Genomic DNA, 19,324 nt, shown 5'->3' with positions numbered 1-19,324 from the left:
AGTTAGTTGTGAGTTCCGTTTTTAACGAGGTGCAAATTTAGAAAATTTATTCAACTCTGAAAGGAAAAAATTAAGTATTTTTAGTAGAACTTTTAATATTATTTTTTACATTTGCACCGTGTTAAAGGAATTGATGGTTGATTTAAACACAATCACATCTTTTATTGCGTTGAGATAATTGTTTATTATTTCATGTCTGCTAAGCCCGGATGGCGGAATTGGTAGACGCGCTGGTCTCAAACACCTGTGGGAAACCGTGCCGGTTCGACTCCGGCTCCGGGTACATTAGCGGAAAAGCTGTCAGAAATGACGGCTTTTCCTTTTTTATATCCTTCCCAGCCCTTGTTATCTCTAGTTAAAACACCTATTACCTCATTCACTTTAGTGGTTCGACATTCATCATTACCGAATATTATTTTTTGTGTAAAAAGCGAACCAATTAGAATTCTTTTCCCACTATATTCACTATTAAGGAAAAATTGGTCCAGATTCACAAGCAACTCCAAACCCGAATCAACATAATCTCGCACTGAATCATTTTTAGTGCTAATGATTTCAATTTCATCATTAACAGCCATTAGCTCTTTATTAATTCGGGTTATCATGTTGTCAAATCTATCTTTACTAATATCTTTATTAAGTAACATATCTTCTGCGCCTTCGATTTTAGTTTTCAAATTATTTTGACGCTCTAACATGCTTTTTAGCTGATTACTTTTATTACCGTTAATTTCAGATTCGTAATTTTTCAACACATCAGTATATAAATCTTTTACGTTTCTGTTGATTTGTAAATCCATAAGCAAATTAGATATTTTTTTATTGGCTTCCGTTACAGAAACTCTTGTTTTACATTTGTCTCTGCAATGATAATAGGCATATTTTTTATTTCGACCTTGCGATAAACTTCCAGTTATTTGATTACCACAAAGCTCACAAGTTAGAAAATCACGTAATGGGAAATCCAGATTCTTATGAGACGGTTTTAGTCCATGCCATCTTTTCCCTTTAAAAACATTTTGAACCTTATTAAATGTTTCCAAATCAACTGATCCTTCATGCTTCCCATTGACCTCCATAGCTGGTTCTTTCTTGTATTCTGGAACCTTTATTTTCCCTACATAAACAATGTTTTTCAGTAATACGCTAAAGGCACTTTTCTCTAATTTCATTCCCTCTTCTCTCAACCTTTTTCTTATCGTTTCGACTGGTTCTAAATTCATTGCAACCTCATCAAATGCCTTTTTAACAAAAAAAGAATATTGGTTGGGCCTTAATGTTGATTTTTTAAACTCATCACGGAAATTGTCATACCCATACGGTGCTTTTCCTGTAAAATAACCTTCTTTTTTTGCTTGATAGGTTCCATTAATTGTCCTACTTGATATTTTATCTCGTTCCACCTCGCCAGCGGTTAAATATATTGAAAGAACCATTTTATTATCTGGATTTGACATATCCAGATACTGTTCCGAAGCATTCAATTCGATTCCCATTGAATCGAATTCTCTTAGTACGGTTAAAGCTTGCTCGATGTTTCGAGAAAACCTATCCCATTTGGCAAATAACACCTTGTGAACTTCTTTTTTATTAGCTTTAACATACGTTTTTAATTTTGACCACTGTGGTCTATTGAAATTTTTCGCTGAATGGTCCTCCTTATATATTTTAACAATATTATAGCCCATTCCATCGCAGAATCGTTTTAGAGAATCTTCTTGGTACTCAAGACTGAAACCTTTTTGCGCTTGTTCATCCGTGCTCACACGGCAATATATTATTACATTTATATTACTCATATACCTCTCCATCTAAATTTGTTTCTAAATTTTGATAAAAAACACTAGCTTGAGATTCTCTATCAAAAACATCAATATCCTCATGATAAAATATATCTAAATGGTTGTCTAAAACCGTATATGTCACAAAATATTTGTCTTCAAATAAAATCATAGCCCTTTCAGCATATTTACCGTTAGGCAAACTAAGGATTCCGAATTCAGAAGGAAATACATTTCCTAATTTAATCATTTCTATAAGCTCATGGATTGTCATTCCAAATCTGGCTTTCAATTCTTCTATTGTCATATTTTTTATTTTTATTTGAGTGATATACCTCAGCCAATTTATATAGCACATTTCTGATAAGCTCTATTTCTTCGTCCGTATATTGCACTCCGTTTTTGTTTAATTTTTTTTGCATTCTGTAATGCTTAACACTTTGTTTCTCAGTCGTCATTTCCCTATTTTTTATTTTGACGGTAGGAGTAGTATCGTTATTTTTTGGTCACAGCGGGACATCTCCAAATCATCCTCATAATTTGATTTGAATAAATGGTATGTTTGAAAAGTTCAGTTCGAAAATGAAATACATACTCTGGGCATAAAAATGCCAATGTAAATTTTGTGTTTGCTGAAACCACTTTTAGGAAAACAAAGTGGGGAATTAAGTGTTATCGTCTTAACAGTTTAACTGCCCTCATGCGAGTTATGAGTAAGTTATCAAAAAGAGCTGATATAAGAATCAGTTTTAGCCTTCAATACAACTTATACAAATATACTAAGATGATTGTTAAGTTTCAAGTTTATCACGATACTAATTTTGTACTAAGCTGACTCTAATAGTGTTCTGCTATATAATTGGTGAACTGTTGTTGCCATGAACTGATTTCCGTATCTCGTTTTGAAGTTCAGTTGATTGAGATATTCTGCAATTTGTCGGTAGCTCATTCCCTTTTCTTTACAACTTAGAATAACGGATTGGGCTTGTCTGTTCCTGTCATTGTTAATTGCGTTTTCTTTAATAGCCTTAAGTCCTTTAGCTCTTGCATCACTATTAAGATTCTTAGGATTACCAAGAGTAACCCCGCTTTTGCGTAATTCGGCTAAAGCTAATCGAGTCCTAGAACCAATTAATTTGGCTTCTTGTTCCGCTAGAGCACTAAAAATATGAATAGTAAAATTATTAGCTGACGGCATGTCAACTGCCAAAAACTCAATTCCCGCATCCATGAGAGAACTCACAAAACTTACGTTCCTTGCTAATCTGTCTAATTTAGCAATTATCAAAACTGCATTCTCATTTTTAGCCAATTGAATCGCTTTGTGGATTTCGATACGTTCACGCTTATTAGTTCCTGTTTCAATTTCAGTAAACTCTTGTACAATAACACCATCTTGTGATTCTACATATTTTACGACTGAGCTTTTTTGAGCAGACAGCCCTAAACCACTAATCTCCTGTTCTTTTCGGCTAACACGATAATAGGACACAAATTTTTTCATAGCTTTAATTTTAAGTGTAATAAACCTTAGACGACCGTTAGTGATTTATTACACCACAAAGATTCCAGGCTTTTTTGTAATATCCTAGAAAAATCCTGGTTTTCCTGGGCTAACCCGTTTTTTGATAAATTTAGCTATAAAAAAAACGAGGTGTTAACCTCGTGATTTTGATTGCAACAATCGTGAAAATTCTGAAAACTCTTTATCGGTGAAATCTTCTCCTTTAAATGTGATGGGTAATTTTAGGTGTTCCGATTTCAGAATCCTTTTTAGCTGGGAAAGTTTAAGTTTTATTTTCATGGTCTCTTTTATCTATAAATATCGACTCAAAATAAATTCTTCAAAAAAATTTCAGAATTTCAAAAGTATATTTGAACGGCATGAAATGTAAGACGTTTTTTTGTCTAAAAGAAGGGTGGTAACATTGTCATCTATTGTCGGAATTCCTTTTAAGCAATGGGGTTGGCGGGGGGAGTCCGCATACAGAGGGGTGAGGGTGTTTGATTTTGACCTTCATAGCGACAAGTTGAGCGTCTGTGTGAATAAGGTACAGTTAAATAAGGTGTTTGTACCTATAATTTTATTCTATTAGTACATTAAGTAATGGATTTATATTTTTTTCTTTCAGTCCATTCATTCTTTGATTATTCTATGTTTATATTCATTTATGTTACTTAATAGTATCATATTATAATAGAGCATATTTTCAGTAAAATAAGGTGATACAGAAGTATAGCACTATTAGAAGGTATGCTCAATTTCCGCTATTTTATTATGCTGTCTAAAAAAAAGAGAGTTTTCATTATTTGGCTCCTCAATAGACTTTACTATATAGCTACTTATCGCTATTATTAATAAAAAAGCAATTCTGAGAGAATAACTCATTAATACCTTGGTTGCTGGGTGGTCATGTACCCAGCTTCTCTTACCAAGTAAAAAAGTGAGAGCAGTATAACATTCCTTTGGGGGTGACGAGAATAAGAGAATATTAATGAACTTTAAAAACGAAGATTACATCGCCTTTACTGGTGATACTGGAGATTTTAACCTACTCCAAAACGATGACAGACTGCCCGAATTTGCATTACTTTTCCCGAATGTCAATTCCATATTAATTCCCAAAAAAGCGGAATACAACTTACGAAAATACGTTCGTAAGCCACTACTTAAAGCAATCGATTGCAATATTGATGTAGCAGTAGAAAAATGCCTTGTGATGCTTTCTAACCTTGCCAGTAGTTATTACACAGAGGACAAATGGAAGCCACTTAATGCAACTTTATTGCACCAGCAGTCCAAATCTATAGGTAACACCTATATATACACCCGAATAATTAATGCGTTGAAGATTGGAACAAAAATAGGAGCATTTATCGAAGTGGATGAGAGTTACGAGGTTGGGGTACAATCTAAGAGTTTCCGATTAACGGATACTTACCTAAAAGCTGGACTGATTCCATACATAATCCAAAACACTTGTATTATCCAAGTCCGAAACAAAATGTTTTACAAGCAGTTAAATGAAGCACTTGAGAACCCAATATGTTCCAATCTGATAAAGATGTATCCAAGAATTAATTTGCCAACAACCGAAGAATTGGTGACCATTGGTAGACAGTTGGTCAAGGATGGTTGTAGAACCAAGAAAGGAAAGATTCTGACTATGCGTAACAAACACAAAAACGAGTACTGGAAAGATATTAAGAATCGAAGCTTTGTGGAAGACAACATCGAACTTTTTGAATTTCTAACTGGCAGAGGCTTTATGATTCCCGCCTCTGGTGATGAGAAAAACGGTGGTCGTGTGGTGGATTCGTTTACACTTATGCCAAGTTGGATTCGTAATGAGATTACCGTTGATGGTAAGAAATTAAAGGAGTGCGATTGTACGGCTTTACATCCGAATATAGCCATCAATCTTTACCATGGTAACGAAGGCTACCTAACGCACCAGAAAGTAGCGGAGCGCACAGGTATCGACCTTAAAAAGATTAAAATCGAGCATTTGAGCTTCTTTAATAAAAATTGGTTCGGAATGACTGAATCACCTCTTTTTGATTACTACTCCAAAAATGAAGCGGATATGTTAGCGAGAATTTACCACGACAAAAAAGGACATGGATACAAGATTACTTCAAAAAAAATGTTTAAGGTTGAAGTGGATGTTATGAGCGATGTGATAAAATACCTCAACAACAAAGATATTTTTGTTTTGTACGTTTATGATGCGTTGATATGTAGAGAAAAAGACGAAACTCTGGTTACTGAAAGCATGAATCGAATCATTCTGGAGCATGGTATTAAAACCAGCGTTAAACAGGCAACATGGTAAGGATGAGGTAGCCCAAAAACCGAAGACATACTAGGACCAGATTTAACAAACTAGAAAAGACAGATTACCACAACAGCTACAAAGCCAATAAAAGGCAGTCTAAATTAAAAAAAGTATCCATTCTTTTTATAAAAAGAAGTTAATTATTCCTTCACTTAAAAGAATGAAAGTTTGGATATTATGGGCACTATTTCTTGGTTTGTTTTTGACGTTCCTTATTTAAAGAATCCGCTAATATGGGGCGAAGAAGATATAACGTGTTATTTATACCTCGCAATTCTTTTTGTAACTCTTTGTTAATTGGCAATTCTTTCTCTATTCTTATTGTAGAGGTCTTGGTAGAAATATATGTTTGTATAATAAGAATAATCATTGTACCAATTGCCACCCCTATAGTTATTTTCGTTGCTCTTTTGTTTAATTCTAAATTCTTACTGAATTTTTCGTTTATATTTAAGTCGGAATTTATTCGAGGGTTAAAAGAGGAGAAAGTTCCAGCGTCCAAAACTTCTCTTCCTAAACTGGTAAGTAAATATATTTTATCTTTTTTATATTCTGAAAGCGTGTTATTCATTAGCATTTCTTTTAAAGCTAATTTAAAACGAGCTTTGTTAATATCGTCTAAACTTAATATAAAATCACTATGCTTAGAAATGTCAAAAACAAAATTTTCCCTATTTACACCGTCAAATAGTATCCAATCTTTATAATCATTATTTAAAATTTCATTATTCATTTTTTGGTTTTTAACGGTTCAGTCAAATTGTCTGGTAAATATTTTAGTTTAATTTCAATCTATGAATTGCCTTTTATATCCACACTGCAAAAACTTCATTTTAAATTTACTTTTTTAAAATTTTTACAAACTTCTGGGCTTTTTTGGATTATTTCTCTTTGTTCTTATTTGTATATCGCCATTTTCTTCTGTCCGTTCGTTGGCTTCGCTAGGTGATTTTGATTATTCAATTTTTAAGAGTAAAGTTAATATTTAAAAATGAATAGCAATGAGGTTTCCCGTAATTGTAAATTTAAGATATTCACTATATTTGAAATCGATTTGTAGAATCAATACTAATTTATGTATTATTGTCTACATTTAGCTTGCTATTTGGTAAAATTTGTTTTTATAAATGTTGGTTATGATGAATTCTTCTAGTTGGTTTTTTTTGGTGATGGTTAATGGGTTGTTGTTTTTTATTTTAAAATTTAATGATGACTTAAATCGTAAAAAAATTATTAATGATATTTCCATTCAACAAATAAAATTATACTTAATTCTTGCTTCAATTTTCTTGATTGAGTACCATTTTATAAATAATACTTATTATAATATTTATGGAGTATCTGTTAGGTCATTTATAATTAGTTTATATATTTTTCTTATATGCAAAAACTATTTTAATAGTTTATTTATATGCAAAATTGATTTAAAAAAAACATTAATAATAGCAATTATTTCATCTGTTTTTGCATTACTGATTTTAAATTTACAAGGATATTTGTTTGATTTGGTCAATCGTAAATTACCGATAGAAAATGGTGTCTATTTATCAGATTACAAGATGTTAATTGGATTTGTTTTTTATGCAACTCTCCCCGCCATTTTCGAAGAAATATTTTTTAGAGGATTAATTTTTGATAAATTAAAACTTATTTATTCAGTAAAAAATTCAATAATAATAAGTAGTATTTTGTTTTATTTAATGCATTTGGTTTATGGTACTTTTCTATCTTTCTTGTATATATTACCTCTTGGATTCTTCTTAGGTTATTTAAGAAATAGATACAATAATTTATTATATCCAATTGTCTCCCATTTTTTCTATAACTTCGTTGTATTCGTATATCCCATAATTAAATAATTAAAAAGATGACTTCACCCGACTTAACTCAAAGATTTTTGCCCTATTTTATTTGGTTTTTAATTGTTGTTTTGACCAATTATTTTTTTCCTATTTTTTCAAAAAAAACTAAAAGTACAGGTAAAATATTAATTGCAGTATTTTTATCTGTTTGGTTAATAATTAACGTTGTGACAGTTATTTTTGATATTATTTATTTGTCTTCATATTCTGTTACACCTGAACTTTTCAGTCTAAAACTTATTGAAAATCTTCCTCAAGTAATTGTTTTTGGTGGAATTGCATTCTTTCTTAAATATAGAAAATTTAAAAAGGCACCCTATTCTGGGGTAAAGTGAGATGCTTTTAGTGATGAAGCTCATTTTGCTCAAGGCAAAATTCATTCAAAAGTGTCACAACAAAAGTAAATCAGAATGTAAATTTTGAAGGAACCAGTAGAGAGTTTTAAGAGAGTTATATAGCTGAATTATGCCCTCTTGGAATATTACAGTTGGCGGTAAGCGTGAAGTAAAATAACTTAAAGGCAGTTAAATTCTACGAATGGACTGTTGTGCATTCTGAAACGACTTTCCTTTGGTCAACTCTTTATAAGCGTAAAAAAGTTTTTTTAAATCTTCGATAAAATGGTTCGACAATTCAACCGTAAAGGGTACTTAAAACCTCTGAAATCTATTGATTTTCAGAGGTTTTTGCTTTTTAGGGTGTTCAAAAGGGTGGCTAAGTTTTGAAATGTTTGTTATTAGGTGCAGATTTTTAGTGGATTTGATGCAATTGGTGGGACGGATATATAAAGGTTTTGATAAATAAAAATTTTGCTAAAAGTACATTGGTTAGCATACTATGCTTTACGTCGAATGTGAAGAAATGGGAAACCGATTTTTTGCGGGGTATAGGGATGTTTTTTTTTTTTTCGTTTAACAAGAAACATTTCAGATTTTTTTTAGACGGTTAATTTATTTTTCTGTTCCATTAATTTTCTGCAAACTACTTTGTGTGGTGTTTTTTTACATTTTTAATTGCCCTAGTAAATTAATCTGCTGTTGTTGATAAATGCCATCTTGTTTATTGGTTTGGGTTTGATTTTTGTTCCTGATATTGTGAGCGATCTCTCTAATTTGAGTTTCAAAATCTGAGTGGTGCCAACGTTTAGACAAATAATGTCTTTTGATTTTGCTCGAGTAATTTAATATTGGTTTTGTTTTTAAAAATAGCTTCGTCAAAACCTTTGGATTGAATGGCAGAAAGATTAATAAATGTAATTATTTTATTTACTCGCTATTGGTTGGATGGAAAGTCTAAATTATTTTTTAAAATATCCTCCTGTTTTTGGTGCTCCTTTAAATTCGATGTAATCAGCGTCTTTTAGTTTCTTTATATATCGTTCTGCTGCTGAAAGGCTTTTATCTAATAGTCTAGCAACATCAGGTGCTTTTAATCCGGGGGTATTATCTATTAGTTTATAAACGACATTAAGTTCTTCATTTACACCTTCACTTTCATTTTTAAAAGTTATATTATTTATACCTTCATTTACACCTTCATTTACACCTTCATTTACACCTTCATTTACACCTTCATTAGATTTAGTATTCGTACTAAGTTCTGGAAAAGTAACTGTAGTAATATCTTCTTTATCTGTCCAAACTGGGATTTTGAAATTGTTTTTTTTACAATCGTTAATCATTCTTAATGTACCACTTCCCAACATTTCTATATATTTACGAATAAAACAGATTTGTGCAATGTCTGGATTGCGAAGTATTGAATTGTGTTCCCTTTTCAAATCTCTAATAGTTATTCCGTCTGGTAAACCTCCGTAATTTGCTATTTCTGTTCGGTCTGCAAAAATGGATACTTGTAGAAATCCATTTACTGAATTATAATCGCGATGCACCATTGCATTAAGTAAACCTTCACGAAGGGCCAGTAATGGATAGTTGTGTTTTTCTGTTCTTAAAATGCCATCTACAATAATGCTTTTGCCGAAGGTGATATCAATAAAATTAAGAATTGCTGTAATATTTTTAAAAATATTTCCTTCAAAAGTTCAATCGTTTAAAAAATGGTCACCCGATTTATTTGATGGATATACAGTAACTCTAATTCGTGATTGCGGAATAAATCTGTTGGGTTGTTTTGCAAACAAAACGATACAGGCATTGGTTAAATTGCCGTCTTGCAGTAACCCCATTTGAATTAAGAAATCCTCAACGTCTTCGAAGTTACTGTTAGGTTTATAAGCTATGTATAATGAAATGGTTGTATTTATTTCTTCTATATCCAAATCCTTGAGGTCTGCGCCCAGAACTGCTTTTCTTTCCCAATGAAAATCGGCTTCTTTGCGTTCTTTAATTAATGATGTTAAAACATCCTTACTTGATAGTTTGGTTGTGTCATTTTCTCTGATAAAAATTTTCCCTTTGAATTGATATGGTTTTTTGGCTCCTTCCCAAACACTAATCAAAATAACATCTTTCTTTTTGTATCGAATTACTTGTGATGATATGGGTGCATTGGGTTTAATCAATTCAATCAATAGATTTTGGAAACTCTCTCTTACTTTTTCGGCATTTTTTATTCCCACAACCTTTTTATTATTATCAATGCCAATAACCAAATCGCCACCTTGGGTGTTGATAAACGCCGTAATGGTTTTGGCAATATGTTCTTTGTTAGTCATTGCTTTAAATTCTAAACGAACGCCTTCCTGTTGCTGTAGCAAATTGTCTATTATAAAACTATTATCCATTGTTAGCTGGTTTATGGTTTAAAATGTTTTCTACAAAATCTTTATCGGTAAATTGTGTATTGATGTAGGTCATCATTTCGTCTAAACGGTAAAATTGTTGTCCCCAATTGCCGTTTCTTAAGGTCACTGGAATATGATTTTCGATTATATATTCGTAAATTTCAATGGTTCTAGGGTCGAAGAGTTTATTTTTTGAAACTACTATTTCGTCGCCGCTTTTTAGAGCTAAATATTTGAACAATTCTCTGGCAAAAACCACATCGCGATGCACCAAAAACCAGTAGGGTTTCTTTAGTTCGATGGCTTTTTTTATTTCCTCGAAAGTAATGTTTTTGTCACCTATGTTACCTTCCGTAAAAAGGTCTGATGATGCCTAAAAACAAATCGCACTCTTGGACTGCTTTGATGCAGTTGTCGAGATTAGATAATTTTGGATTTACTTTGATACTGCCATTGTGGGAATTGAGCACCTCATAGTCTAAGAGTTGCAATTGCGCTACAATTTGGGACAGTTGGTCTTCAAAACCATACACGGTAGAACCTACCATTATTTTTAGTTTTCTTTTACTTTTCGCCATTGTTCTTCTCTATAAAAGTATCTTTTTTTAGTTGCCTTATTTTGTTATTAATTTCTTTTTTAACTCTTAACTTATAGTTTTACCCATTGTATTGTTGTTTGATTTTCATTCGTCGTAAAATATATTGAAATCCTACAAACAAAAAAGAGACTTGCTAAGGTCTCTTATTGGAATTAAATATATCTTTTACAGGAGGTTTATTTAGTCTTTAATAATTTTTCCAAGTACTCAGTTTTATCTTTTTCGGCTTGAACCAAACGCTCATAAAGTTCTACAACTTTATCAAGCGGATTGAATGTGCAATTGTTAGAACTGTATGGCGCGAAATTAGCTCCTTGACTATTACTGAAATCATTTTCAGTGAAAGTATTAAAATAATTAATAACACCTTCTTCAGAAAAGTTTTTAATTGCTTCTACACTTACACCAAGTGCGTTTGCTACTTCCAGAAGTTTTTCTTCTTCCATACTCTCGCTTGCTTCGATATTAGAAACTGACTGCTGGCTTACTCCAATAGCAATAGCTAATGCTTCCTGTTTCATTCCTTTTAGCTCTCTGATTCGGCCAATATTTCGGCCAATATGTTTTGGTTTTATTGCTGTGCTCATAGTTCAAAGATATTTAAAATTTTGTCAAAAAAAATACATTGGTAAAAAACAAGTCAATTTTGGTTGGATACAATTACGAATGGTTCGGTATGGTACTCTATCTTCTATCTTCTTTACTTGCAGTGTAATAAACAAAAATACAAATTAAAAACAATGTTTGACATGTAAAAACCAAAATTATGAATGCAATTGAATTTTCGCAGTAGAAAGAATTGAAGGCTGCAATATCAGACCACGCTGCGACCATTTTTAAACGGAATTTCAAACTAATTAAGGTAGTTTTTTAATTTCAATATTCCGGTCTGCTAAAATGGGAGATAACTTTTTGGCTAATAATAAAAGCCAAAAAAAATTATTCTCGTTTTATGCGACTTCTTAAATTGCATAAAAAACCCCGGAAATAGTATTTCCGGGGTCACTAACTAATTCCATATGATAAACCAAACCATTCAACTTATTAATTATGGGATAGAAAAAAATCTATACTAGTTAGAGGTTTTTTATTACGTTTATTTTACTGAAAATTTAAACGTTGTTTTTGTTTTGTAATGCTCTCCTGGGTTTAAAACCGTAGATGGGAAATCTTTTTGATTCGGAGAATCTGGATAATGCTGTGTTTCTAAACACAGACCAGTTCTGTGTGCATACGTTCCGCCATTTCTCATTGGTAAAGTTCCATCTAGAAAGTTTCCGGTATACAATTGTATTCCTGGTTGATCGGTGTATACTTCAAGCAATCTTCCGCTTCCTGCATCATAAGCAGAAGCTGCAAAACGTTCTCCTTTGCCTTGATTGTTTAGTACCCAACAATGGTCATAACCGAGTCCCTTTTTCAACTGATCATCTTTAGCTTCTATGTCTTTTCCAACAACTTTAGGTTTTCTAAAATCAAAAGGAGTATTAGTCACATCCATTAATTTACCAGTTGGAATCAATGTGGCATCTACTGGAACTATTTTGTCAGCATCGATAGTGATTTCATCATTTAAAATTGGTTTTGAAAAATCAGATGACAGATTAAAATAAGAATGCTGCGTCAGATTCACGATTGTTTTCTTGTCCGTAGTCGCTTCATAAAGTACATCTAATGAATTGTCATTAGTAAGGGCATAGGTTACAAAAACGGTTAAGTTTCCTGGGTATCCTTCCTCCATGTCTTTGCTTATGTATTTCAACTTCAATGAAGCGCTGTCTCCACCTTTTGCTTCAGCAGCTGTCCAAACGACTCTGTGAAACCCTTCTGGTCCGCCATGTAATGCATTTGGCGTATTATTGATAGCTAACGAATATTCTTTTCCGTCCAAAGTAAATTTACCTTTTGCAATTCGGTTGCCATATCTTCCAATAAGAGCTCCAAAATACGGATTGGGTTTCATGTATTGTTCTAAAGAATTAAAACCAATAACAACCTCTTCTGAGACACCAGCTTTGTTAGGAACTTTTAGAGAAGAAATAATACCACCATACGTGATTATATTCACTTCCATTCCTTCTTGGTTTTTAAGCGTGTAACGGTCGATTTTTTCGCCTTTTGGAGTCGTTCCGTAAGCGGATTTTTCAATCGTTACCATTTCTGTAGCCTTTGCCTCTTTAGTCGTTTCTTCCACTTTTTTATCGCGTTTACATTGAACATTCATACCTGCTAAACTTATTATGGAAATACCATAAATACAACGTTTTAATACATTCATAATTACTTATTTTTAGTTATTATAATCCATGTTGAAAAAGATGGTAGTAGGCTTCATTGGCATTGATTTTATCCTTAAAGTCTCTAATGGTAGTTTTCTCATCAATTACAAGCAATTCTATTCCTGCAATATCGGCAAAATCTTCCATATATTCCGTTGTAATTACTTGGCTGTATACTGTATGGTGGGCACCACCAGCCAATATCCATGACGTTGCGGCAATATCCAGGTTAGGTTTACAATCCCATAATACACGAGCAACAGGAAGTTTAGGCAGATCGGCCATTGGGGCTACCGCCTCTACTTCGTTTACAATCAGTCTGAAACGGTTACCCATATCAACTAATGAAGCATTAATTGCATTTCCACCAGCTACATTAAATACTAAACGAACAGGGTCTTCTTTTCCTCCAATTCCTAATGGGTGTATTTCACAAGAAGGTTTAGCATCGGCAATAGAAGAACAGATTTCCAACATATGAGAACCTAAAACATATGATTTTTCAGGTGTAAAATGGTAGGTGTAGTCTTCCATGAATGAAGTTCCGCCTTGGCTTTCAAGACCTACATTCATTACTTTCATCGCTCTGAGCATCGCTGCTGTTTTCCAGTCCCCTTCGCCACCAAAACCATATCCGTCAGCCATAAGGCGCTGTACCGCAATTCCAGGAAGTTGTTTTAGCGAACCAAGATTCTCGAAAGTATCCGTAAACGCCTTGAAACCACCTTCTTCAAGGAAAGCTCTAAGTCCTATTTCTATTTTAGCCGCTTCTATTAATGAGTCTCTTTGGGCACCACCTTTTTGAAGGGCCGGAGCTAAAGTATAAGATGCTTCATATACTTCAACCAGTTTGTTTATGTCGGCATCAGAAACGGTGTCAATATGTTTTGTAACGTCCGAAGAGTCGAAACCATTTACCGAAAAACCAAAACGGATTTGGGCTTCGACTTTATCTCCTTCGGTTACTGCAACTTCACGCATATTGTCTCCAATTCTGGCAACTTTTAAGTTTTGGAATTCATCCCAACCTAAAACTACTCTGGACCAGATGCCTAATTTTTTTTGAACACGTTCGTCTTCCCAATGTCCTACAACCACTTTGCGTTTTTTACGCATTCTTGACATGATGAAACCAAATTCTCTATCTCCGTGAGCCGATTGATTTAAGTTCATAAAGTCCATATCCATAGATGCCCATGGAATTTCAGCGTTGAATTGCGTATGTAAGTGACACAACGGTTTTTTAAGAATGCTTAAACCACCAATCCACATTTTAGCGGGCGAAAAAGTATGCATCCAAGCGACAATACCGATACAGTTTTTGTTTGAATTCGCTTCTAAACATACGTTTGTGATTTGTGCTGGAGATTTTACTACGTCTTTATATACGATTTTTACCGGTATATGTGATGAAGCATCTATGCCTTTTGCAATCTGTTGTGAATGTTCAGCTACTTTTCTTAGCGTTTCTTCGCCATATAATTCTTGGCTTCCTACTACAAACCAAATTTCTTTTTGAGATATATCAATCATTTTTTTTGTTTAATGTTTTTTTGTTTTACTGTTTTAAAGTTTTGATGGAATAGAAATTGTATTGAAAAATCTATTATTTCGTTTGAAAATTTATTTTTGTCCGTAATAGGAATCTTTTCCGTGCTTGCGTTCGTAATGTTTCTTTATTAATGAGTCCTTCAATCTTGGCGCATTTGGGTTAATTAGTAACGTTAAATGCGCCATTTCGGCTACTACTTCTAAAACTTTACTATTGTAAACCGCTTTCGCTGCGTTTTTTCCCCAGGCAAAAGGACCGTGATTGCCTATAAGAACCATTTCTACCTCTTCGTAAGAAAGATTTTTTTCTTTGAAGCAATCTAAAATTTGGATTCCTGTATTGTGTTCGTAATTCCCCTCGATAAGCGCGTCACTCATTGGAGCCGCACAAGGAATATCGGATGTTAAGTGATCGGCATGCGTCGTTCCAAATATTGGAATGTCTCTTTGTGCTTGTGCCCAAGCAACGGAATAAGTAGCATGCGTGTGTGCTACGCCGCCAATGTTTGGCCAGTTTTTATATAAATAAGCATGCGTTTTTGTATCCGATGAAGGGCGCATACTGCCTTCGATAATGTTGTTGTCAAAATCAACTATAACAATATCTTCCGGTTTTAAATCTTCATAGGGAACGCCGCTTGGTTTTATGGCAAAAACACCATTTTTTCTATCTACCGCGCTCACATTTCCAAAAGTATAGACTACTAAATTCAATGCATTCAATTGCATATTTGCTTCGTAGCATTCCTGTTTTAAATCTTTATACATAGTGTTCCTGTTGTAGTTTTTTAAGAGATGGATCTGCAAAAGAACTTAATTGGTCGTAGGCTAACAACAGCTTGTTATAGGCCGCAACTTTGTCTAATTGAGGGAAATATTCTCCATCAAAATCACTTCCCATTTTTTGACTGGCCTCAATTACATTTGGATAAATTCCTGCTGCAACTGCGGCATAAATGGCTGCGCCCAATGCCGGTGTTTGGTCCGAAGCTGCAATTTTAATAGGCTTGTTCAAAACATTAGCTAAGGTTTGCATGATATAGGGTGATTTTCTGGCTACACCACCAATTCCGATTACGCTATTTATTTTTACACCTTCTTCTTCAAAACGGTCTACTATTTTTTTAGATCCAAAACAGATGGCGTTAACTAACGATTTGAATAAGTGAGGTGCTTTTGTCCCTAAAGAGAGATTAGAAATAGCACTTTTTATTTCCTGATTGGCATCCGGAGTTCTTCTTCCGTTAATCCAGTCTAAGGCGATTGGAACACTTTCGGATAATGGAATTTTCTCTGCCTCTTGCGTTAATTTCACTATTAGATTTTCACTAATTTCTTCTCTTAACTGTTCTTTTTGTGTTTCATTTAGAATATTCGAAGCAGCTAATAAATGATCTGTTGGCCACATCAGTAATTCTTTATACCAAGCCAATAAATCTCCAAAAGCGGATTGACCAGCTTCTAAACCAATAAAACCGGGAATTACTGACCCGTCAACCTGACCGCAGATTCCACGAACTGATTTAGTGCCTATTGTCTCTTCCGAAGCAACAATAATGTCGCAGGTTGAGGTTCCCATAACGCGAACCAATGTGTGTTCTTCTATTTTTGCTCCAACAGCCCCAGAGTGTGCGTCAAATGTTCCAACTGCTATAACTGTATTTGTGGTAAGTCCCAATCGGGTGGCCCATTCTTGACTTAAATTTCCTGCTACAAGATCTGATGTATAGGATTCATCGTATAGTCTTCCACGAAGTGCCGCAAGATAAGGATGAAGTTTTCCTAAAAATTCTTCAGGAGGTAAACCGTTCCAGTCTTGATGCCACATCGCTTTATGACCAGCTGCACATCTACTTCTTTTAAATGATTTTAAATCTTTATTGTCAATCAATAAATACGTCATTAAATCACAATGCTCCATCCAAGTGTAAGCCGCATTTTTCACTGCTTCATCATGTTTAGCTATGTGTAGAATTTTTGCCCAAAACCATTCTGAAGAATAAATTCCTCCAACATATTTTGTATAATTTTCTCCACCCCAGGTAGCGGCAAGTTCATTGATTTCATTTGCTTCATTTATTGAGGTATGATCTTTCCACAATACCATCATGGCGTTGGGATTGTTTTCAAAACCTTTTGTCAAAGCCAAAGGTGTTCCGTCTTCCGTAACTGGTACGGGTGAAGACCCTGTTGTGTCGATGCAGATGCTTCGTATAAGGGAAGGATCTACATTACTGTTTTCAACAACATATTTTATCGTGGTTTCTAATCCTTCGATATGATCTAAAGGGTGTTGACGAAACTGATTTATAGAGGCGTTACAATATTCTTTGTTTTTCCAACGCTTGTAATGGCAAACATTTGATGCCAATTCTTGCCCGTTTTCAGTGTCTATCAATATCGCTCGAACAGAATCTGTTCCATAGTCTAATCCTATAACGTAATTTTTCATTCTAAAATCTTTTTGAGATACATGCAAATATAAATATATTTATTTTATAAGTGTATAAAAAACACTTAATTTAATTTAATTTTGTAATTTTTATCAAAACATCAATAAAATGGCTGTATATGAGTAAAATAAATAATAATTGTCAATCATACATTTATTCTATTGCGATTATTTCATGCTTATTTTCAAGACGGTTACAGAATAGGCTGGAAGACTCGTTTGCACTTTCTCCCCTTTCAATTTTAAATCGTGTTGTGTTGGGCTTATTTTTTTAGGATTAGCAAAAGAGTTTTCATCTTGTAAATTTGGACTTGTCAGTGTTATAATAGTCCCTTTTGAGGCTAATTTGCTTCCTTTTAAGTCTATATTTACTTCTTGTGCAGCAGCAGCCGTGTTTACTAATTTCAAGATTACTTCTTTGGTATTTACATCTTTCACCGCTGAAGCAAAAAGATTGTTTTGTCCTGTTACCGGTTTTCCGTCTTTGGTAATGGTTATTAAATCGGTTCCTTTATTAGTTGAAAACAATTGTTGAACATAATAATTGGCAGACCCAAAGGCTTGTAAATTGTTGAACCAAATCATGTCTGGTGTCCATTGCCAAGCTTCTTCATGCGCCATTAATGGAGCATAGGATGTAAGGTTCACCACTTCGGCATTTCTCTCTAACCCAGTCATAAAAGCGGCCTCAGAAAAGGCACATTCCCAATTGTTTCTGTTGTTTGGATTTGCACCACCAATACTTTGGGCTGCATATTCCCCTGCAAATATTTTAGGACCTTTTCGGTCGTAATTGTCATAACGGGTTACATTTTCTCTAAACCATTGTGGACTTTTATAATAGTGTTCGTCTATGATTTCGGCATTTAGTTTTTTAAGCTCCTGCATGCCATATTCAAAAAATTCTCCATCTGGAGATGGACCACTTCCGGAAACAATAATGATTTTTGGATATTTCGATTTAATGGCTTTTTCAAATATTTTATATCTTTCAATGTAATCTGGTCCCCATTGCTCATTTCCAACACCAATATGTTTTAGGTTGAAAGGTTTTGGATGTCCCATATCAGATCTAAGTTTGCCCCAACGCGTTTCTATCCCACCGTTTGCAAATTCAATTAAGTCTAATGCATCTTGTACATAAGGGTCTAATTCTTCTATTGGAACTAATTCACCAGTATTATACTGGCACGCCATTCCGCAACTTAAAATAGGAAGGGGAGTTGCACCAATATCTTCTGAAAGTTGAAAATATTCGAAAAATCCTAATCCGAAACTCTGAAAATAATCAGGAGCTGGTTTGTGACTGAACTCCGTATTCCAGCGGTTAATCATGGTTTCTCTATTCTCTACATCACCCACTGTTTTTTTCCATTGGTATCGGTTTGCTAAAGTTCTTCCTTCTACAATACAACCTCCTGGAAAACGTAAAAATCCTGGTTTCATGTCATATAATAACTGTACGATGTCTTTACGCAAACCATTTTTTCTGTTTTTCCAAGTGTCTTCAGGGAATAAGGAAATCATATCCAGGTCGATAGTTCCTGTTCCTTCGAAGGTAATTTTCAATTGTGCTTTTGCCTCGGTTTCTGTAGCCGTAAATTGTGCAGTATAATTTTTCCAGTCGGTAGATGTTGGCGTAATACGAGTTTCACCTAAAACTTTTTGGTTTTTATCAATAAATTGGACAATGATTTTTTTGAAGGCTCCGTTATGATTAGCCGCTTTTAATGAAAGATTGTAACGGGCATCTTTTTTAATACCCATTCCTCTGAATCCTTCGTTGATCAGGGAAAATCCTTTGTCGTCATTTACAATGACTCTACAGTAATTAGGGTTGGCTTTATTTTCCAATGTTTTAAGCGTTGTTGCAATGCCCGATTGTTTATTCAGGGAATGCCTGTCACTATTCGGCTGTTTCCAACCCATAAGTGGTGTTTCAAATTCAAAGGATCGGTTTTTAATCATTTCGGCATACAATCCTCCATCAGCAGCAAAATTGATGTCTTCAAAAAACAGACCAAACATGGTTGGCTGAATTTTAGTAATTGTACTGGCAACATTAACTTCCAGAGTCGTTTTCTGGGCATTGCCATATATACCGTGTAGTAATAGGCCGCAAAGGGCAATTTTGGTAATTAAATTAGGTTTCATTTTTTATATTTGTTTAGGTTTTTAGTTTAAAGTTATTGAAATTGAACTTTGAACTTTAATG

General features: G+C 33.9%; 17 protein-coding genes and 1 tRNA gene. 3 read left to right on the top strand and 15 right to left on the bottom strand.

Annotated features, from left to right (window positions below):
- The first annotated feature begins 203 nt into the window (after nt 1-203).
- Nucleotides 204-283, top strand: a tRNA-Leu gene (locus ACNQGH_RS01165).
- Here the strand turns inward: ACNQGH_RS01165 and ACNQGH_RS01160 are convergent.
- From ACNQGH_RS01160 to ACNQGH_RS01145, 4 genes are all read right to left on the bottom strand, one after another.
- Nucleotides 237-1,799 carry a recombinase family protein gene (locus ACNQGH_RS01160; protein WP_417954405.1) on the bottom strand — a complete coding sequence of 521 codons (1,563 nt, stop codon included), beginning with the start codon at nt 1,797-1,799 and terminating at the stop codon, nt 237-239. The genes ACNQGH_RS01165 and ACNQGH_RS01160 overlap by 47 nt on opposite strands.
- A complete protein-coding gene (locus ACNQGH_RS01155; RefSeq protein WP_417954146.1) occupies nt 1,792-2,088 on the bottom strand; it encodes a hypothetical protein in 297 nt (98 codons plus the stop codon). Before ACNQGH_RS01155 ends, ACNQGH_RS01160 begins: the two co-directional genes overlap by 8 nt.
- Nucleotides 2,042-2,239, bottom strand: coding sequence for a hypothetical protein (locus ACNQGH_RS01150; RefSeq protein WP_417954145.1), 198 nt, complete (start codon nt 2,237-2,239; stop codon nt 2,042-2,044). Before ACNQGH_RS01150 ends, ACNQGH_RS01155 begins: the two co-directional genes overlap by 47 nt.
- 368 nt (nt 2,240-2,607) lie before the next feature.
- Nucleotides 2,608-3,285 carry a recombinase family protein gene (locus ACNQGH_RS01145; protein ID WP_417954144.1) on the bottom strand — a complete coding sequence of 226 codons (678 nt, stop codon included), beginning with the start codon at nt 3,283-3,285 and terminating at the stop codon, nt 2,608-2,610.
- A 991-nt stretch (nt 3,286-4,276) separates the two neighbouring features.
- Between ACNQGH_RS01145 and ACNQGH_RS01140 the strand changes: the two genes are divergently transcribed.
- Nucleotides 4,277-5,617, top strand: coding sequence for a hypothetical protein (locus ACNQGH_RS01140; protein WP_417954143.1), 1,341 nt, complete (start codon nt 4,277-4,279; stop codon nt 5,615-5,617).
- Between the two features lie 187 nt (nt 5,618-5,804).
- On the opposite strand, the gene ACNQGH_RS01135 is transcribed toward ACNQGH_RS01140, so the two are convergent.
- Nucleotides 5,805-6,353, bottom strand: a complete 549-nt coding sequence (locus ACNQGH_RS01135; RefSeq protein ID WP_417954142.1) for a hypothetical protein — start codon at nt 6,351-6,353, stop codon at nt 5,805-5,807.
- 403 nt (nt 6,354-6,756) lie between these two features.
- On the opposite strand from ACNQGH_RS01135, the gene ACNQGH_RS01130 reads away from it, so the two are divergent.
- Nucleotides 6,757-7,479 (top strand): CPBP family intramembrane glutamic endopeptidase, encoded by a 723-nt coding sequence (locus ACNQGH_RS01130; protein WP_417954141.1) that lies wholly within the window; start codon nt 6,757-6,759, stop codon nt 7,477-7,479.
- 1,300 nt (nt 7,480-8,779) lie between these two features.
- Here the strand turns inward: ACNQGH_RS01130 and ACNQGH_RS01125 are convergent.
- From ACNQGH_RS01125 to ACNQGH_RS01080, 10 genes are all read right to left on the bottom strand, one after another.
- Nucleotides 8,780-9,376, bottom strand: coding sequence for an ATP-binding protein (locus tag ACNQGH_RS01125; RefSeq protein ID WP_417954140.1), 597 nt, complete (start codon nt 9,374-9,376; stop codon nt 8,780-8,782).
- Nucleotides 9,377-9,526: 150 nt separating this feature from the next.
- The gene (locus ACNQGH_RS01120) at nt 9,527-10,228 is read right to left on the bottom strand and encodes an AlbA family DNA-binding domain-containing protein (RefSeq protein WP_417954139.1); all 702 of its coding nucleotides are present in this window, start codon (nt 10,226-10,228) and stop codon (nt 9,527-9,529) included.
- On the bottom strand, nt 10,221-10,502 hold the full coding sequence (locus tag ACNQGH_RS01115; protein WP_417954138.1) for a hypothetical protein: 282 nt from the start codon (nt 10,500-10,502) through the stop codon (nt 10,221-10,223). Before ACNQGH_RS01115 ends, ACNQGH_RS01120 begins: the two co-directional genes overlap by 8 nt.
- A 70-nt stretch (nt 10,503-10,572) precedes the next feature.
- A complete protein-coding gene (locus tag ACNQGH_RS01110) occupies nt 10,573-10,806 on the bottom strand; it encodes a DUF4062 domain-containing protein (protein ID WP_417954137.1) in 234 nt (77 codons plus the stop codon).
- Between the two features lie 197 nt (nt 10,807-11,003).
- Nucleotides 11,004-11,414, bottom strand: a complete 411-nt coding sequence (locus tag ACNQGH_RS01105; RefSeq protein WP_417954136.1) for a helix-turn-helix domain-containing protein — start codon at nt 11,412-11,414, stop codon at nt 11,004-11,006.
- A gap of 509 nt (nt 11,415-11,923) precedes the next feature.
- Nucleotides 11,924-13,105, bottom strand: a complete 1,182-nt coding sequence (locus ACNQGH_RS01100; protein WP_417954135.1) for an aldose epimerase family protein — start codon at nt 13,103-13,105, stop codon at nt 11,924-11,926.
- Nucleotides 13,106-13,124: 19 nt separating this feature from the next.
- Nucleotides 13,125-14,639 (bottom strand): L-arabinose isomerase, encoded by a 1,515-nt coding sequence (araA, locus tag ACNQGH_RS01095; protein ID WP_417954134.1) that lies wholly within the window; start codon nt 14,637-14,639, stop codon nt 13,125-13,127.
- A gap of 90 nt (nt 14,640-14,729) precedes the next feature.
- On the bottom strand, nt 14,730-15,425 hold the full coding sequence (locus ACNQGH_RS01090; RefSeq protein WP_417954133.1) for an L-ribulose-5-phosphate 4-epimerase: 696 nt from the start codon (nt 15,423-15,425) through the stop codon (nt 14,730-14,732).
- A complete protein-coding gene (locus ACNQGH_RS01085; protein WP_417954132.1) occupies nt 15,418-17,109 on the bottom strand; it encodes a ribulokinase in 1,692 nt (563 codons plus the stop codon). The genes ACNQGH_RS01090 and ACNQGH_RS01085 overlap by 8 nt, the downstream gene beginning before the upstream one ends.
- 168 nt (nt 17,110-17,277) lie before the next feature.
- A complete protein-coding gene (locus ACNQGH_RS01080) occupies nt 17,278-19,263 on the bottom strand; it encodes an alpha-L-arabinofuranosidase C-terminal domain-containing protein (RefSeq protein WP_417954131.1) in 1,986 nt (661 codons plus the stop codon).
- Nucleotides 19,264-19,324 lie beyond the last annotated feature (61 nt).

This window comes from Flavobacterium kochi (assembly GCF_048286715.1).
GTDB lineage: Bacteria > Bacteroidota > Bacteroidia > Flavobacteriales > Flavobacteriaceae > Flavobacterium.
This window is presented reverse-complemented; position numbering and strand designations above follow the sequence as displayed.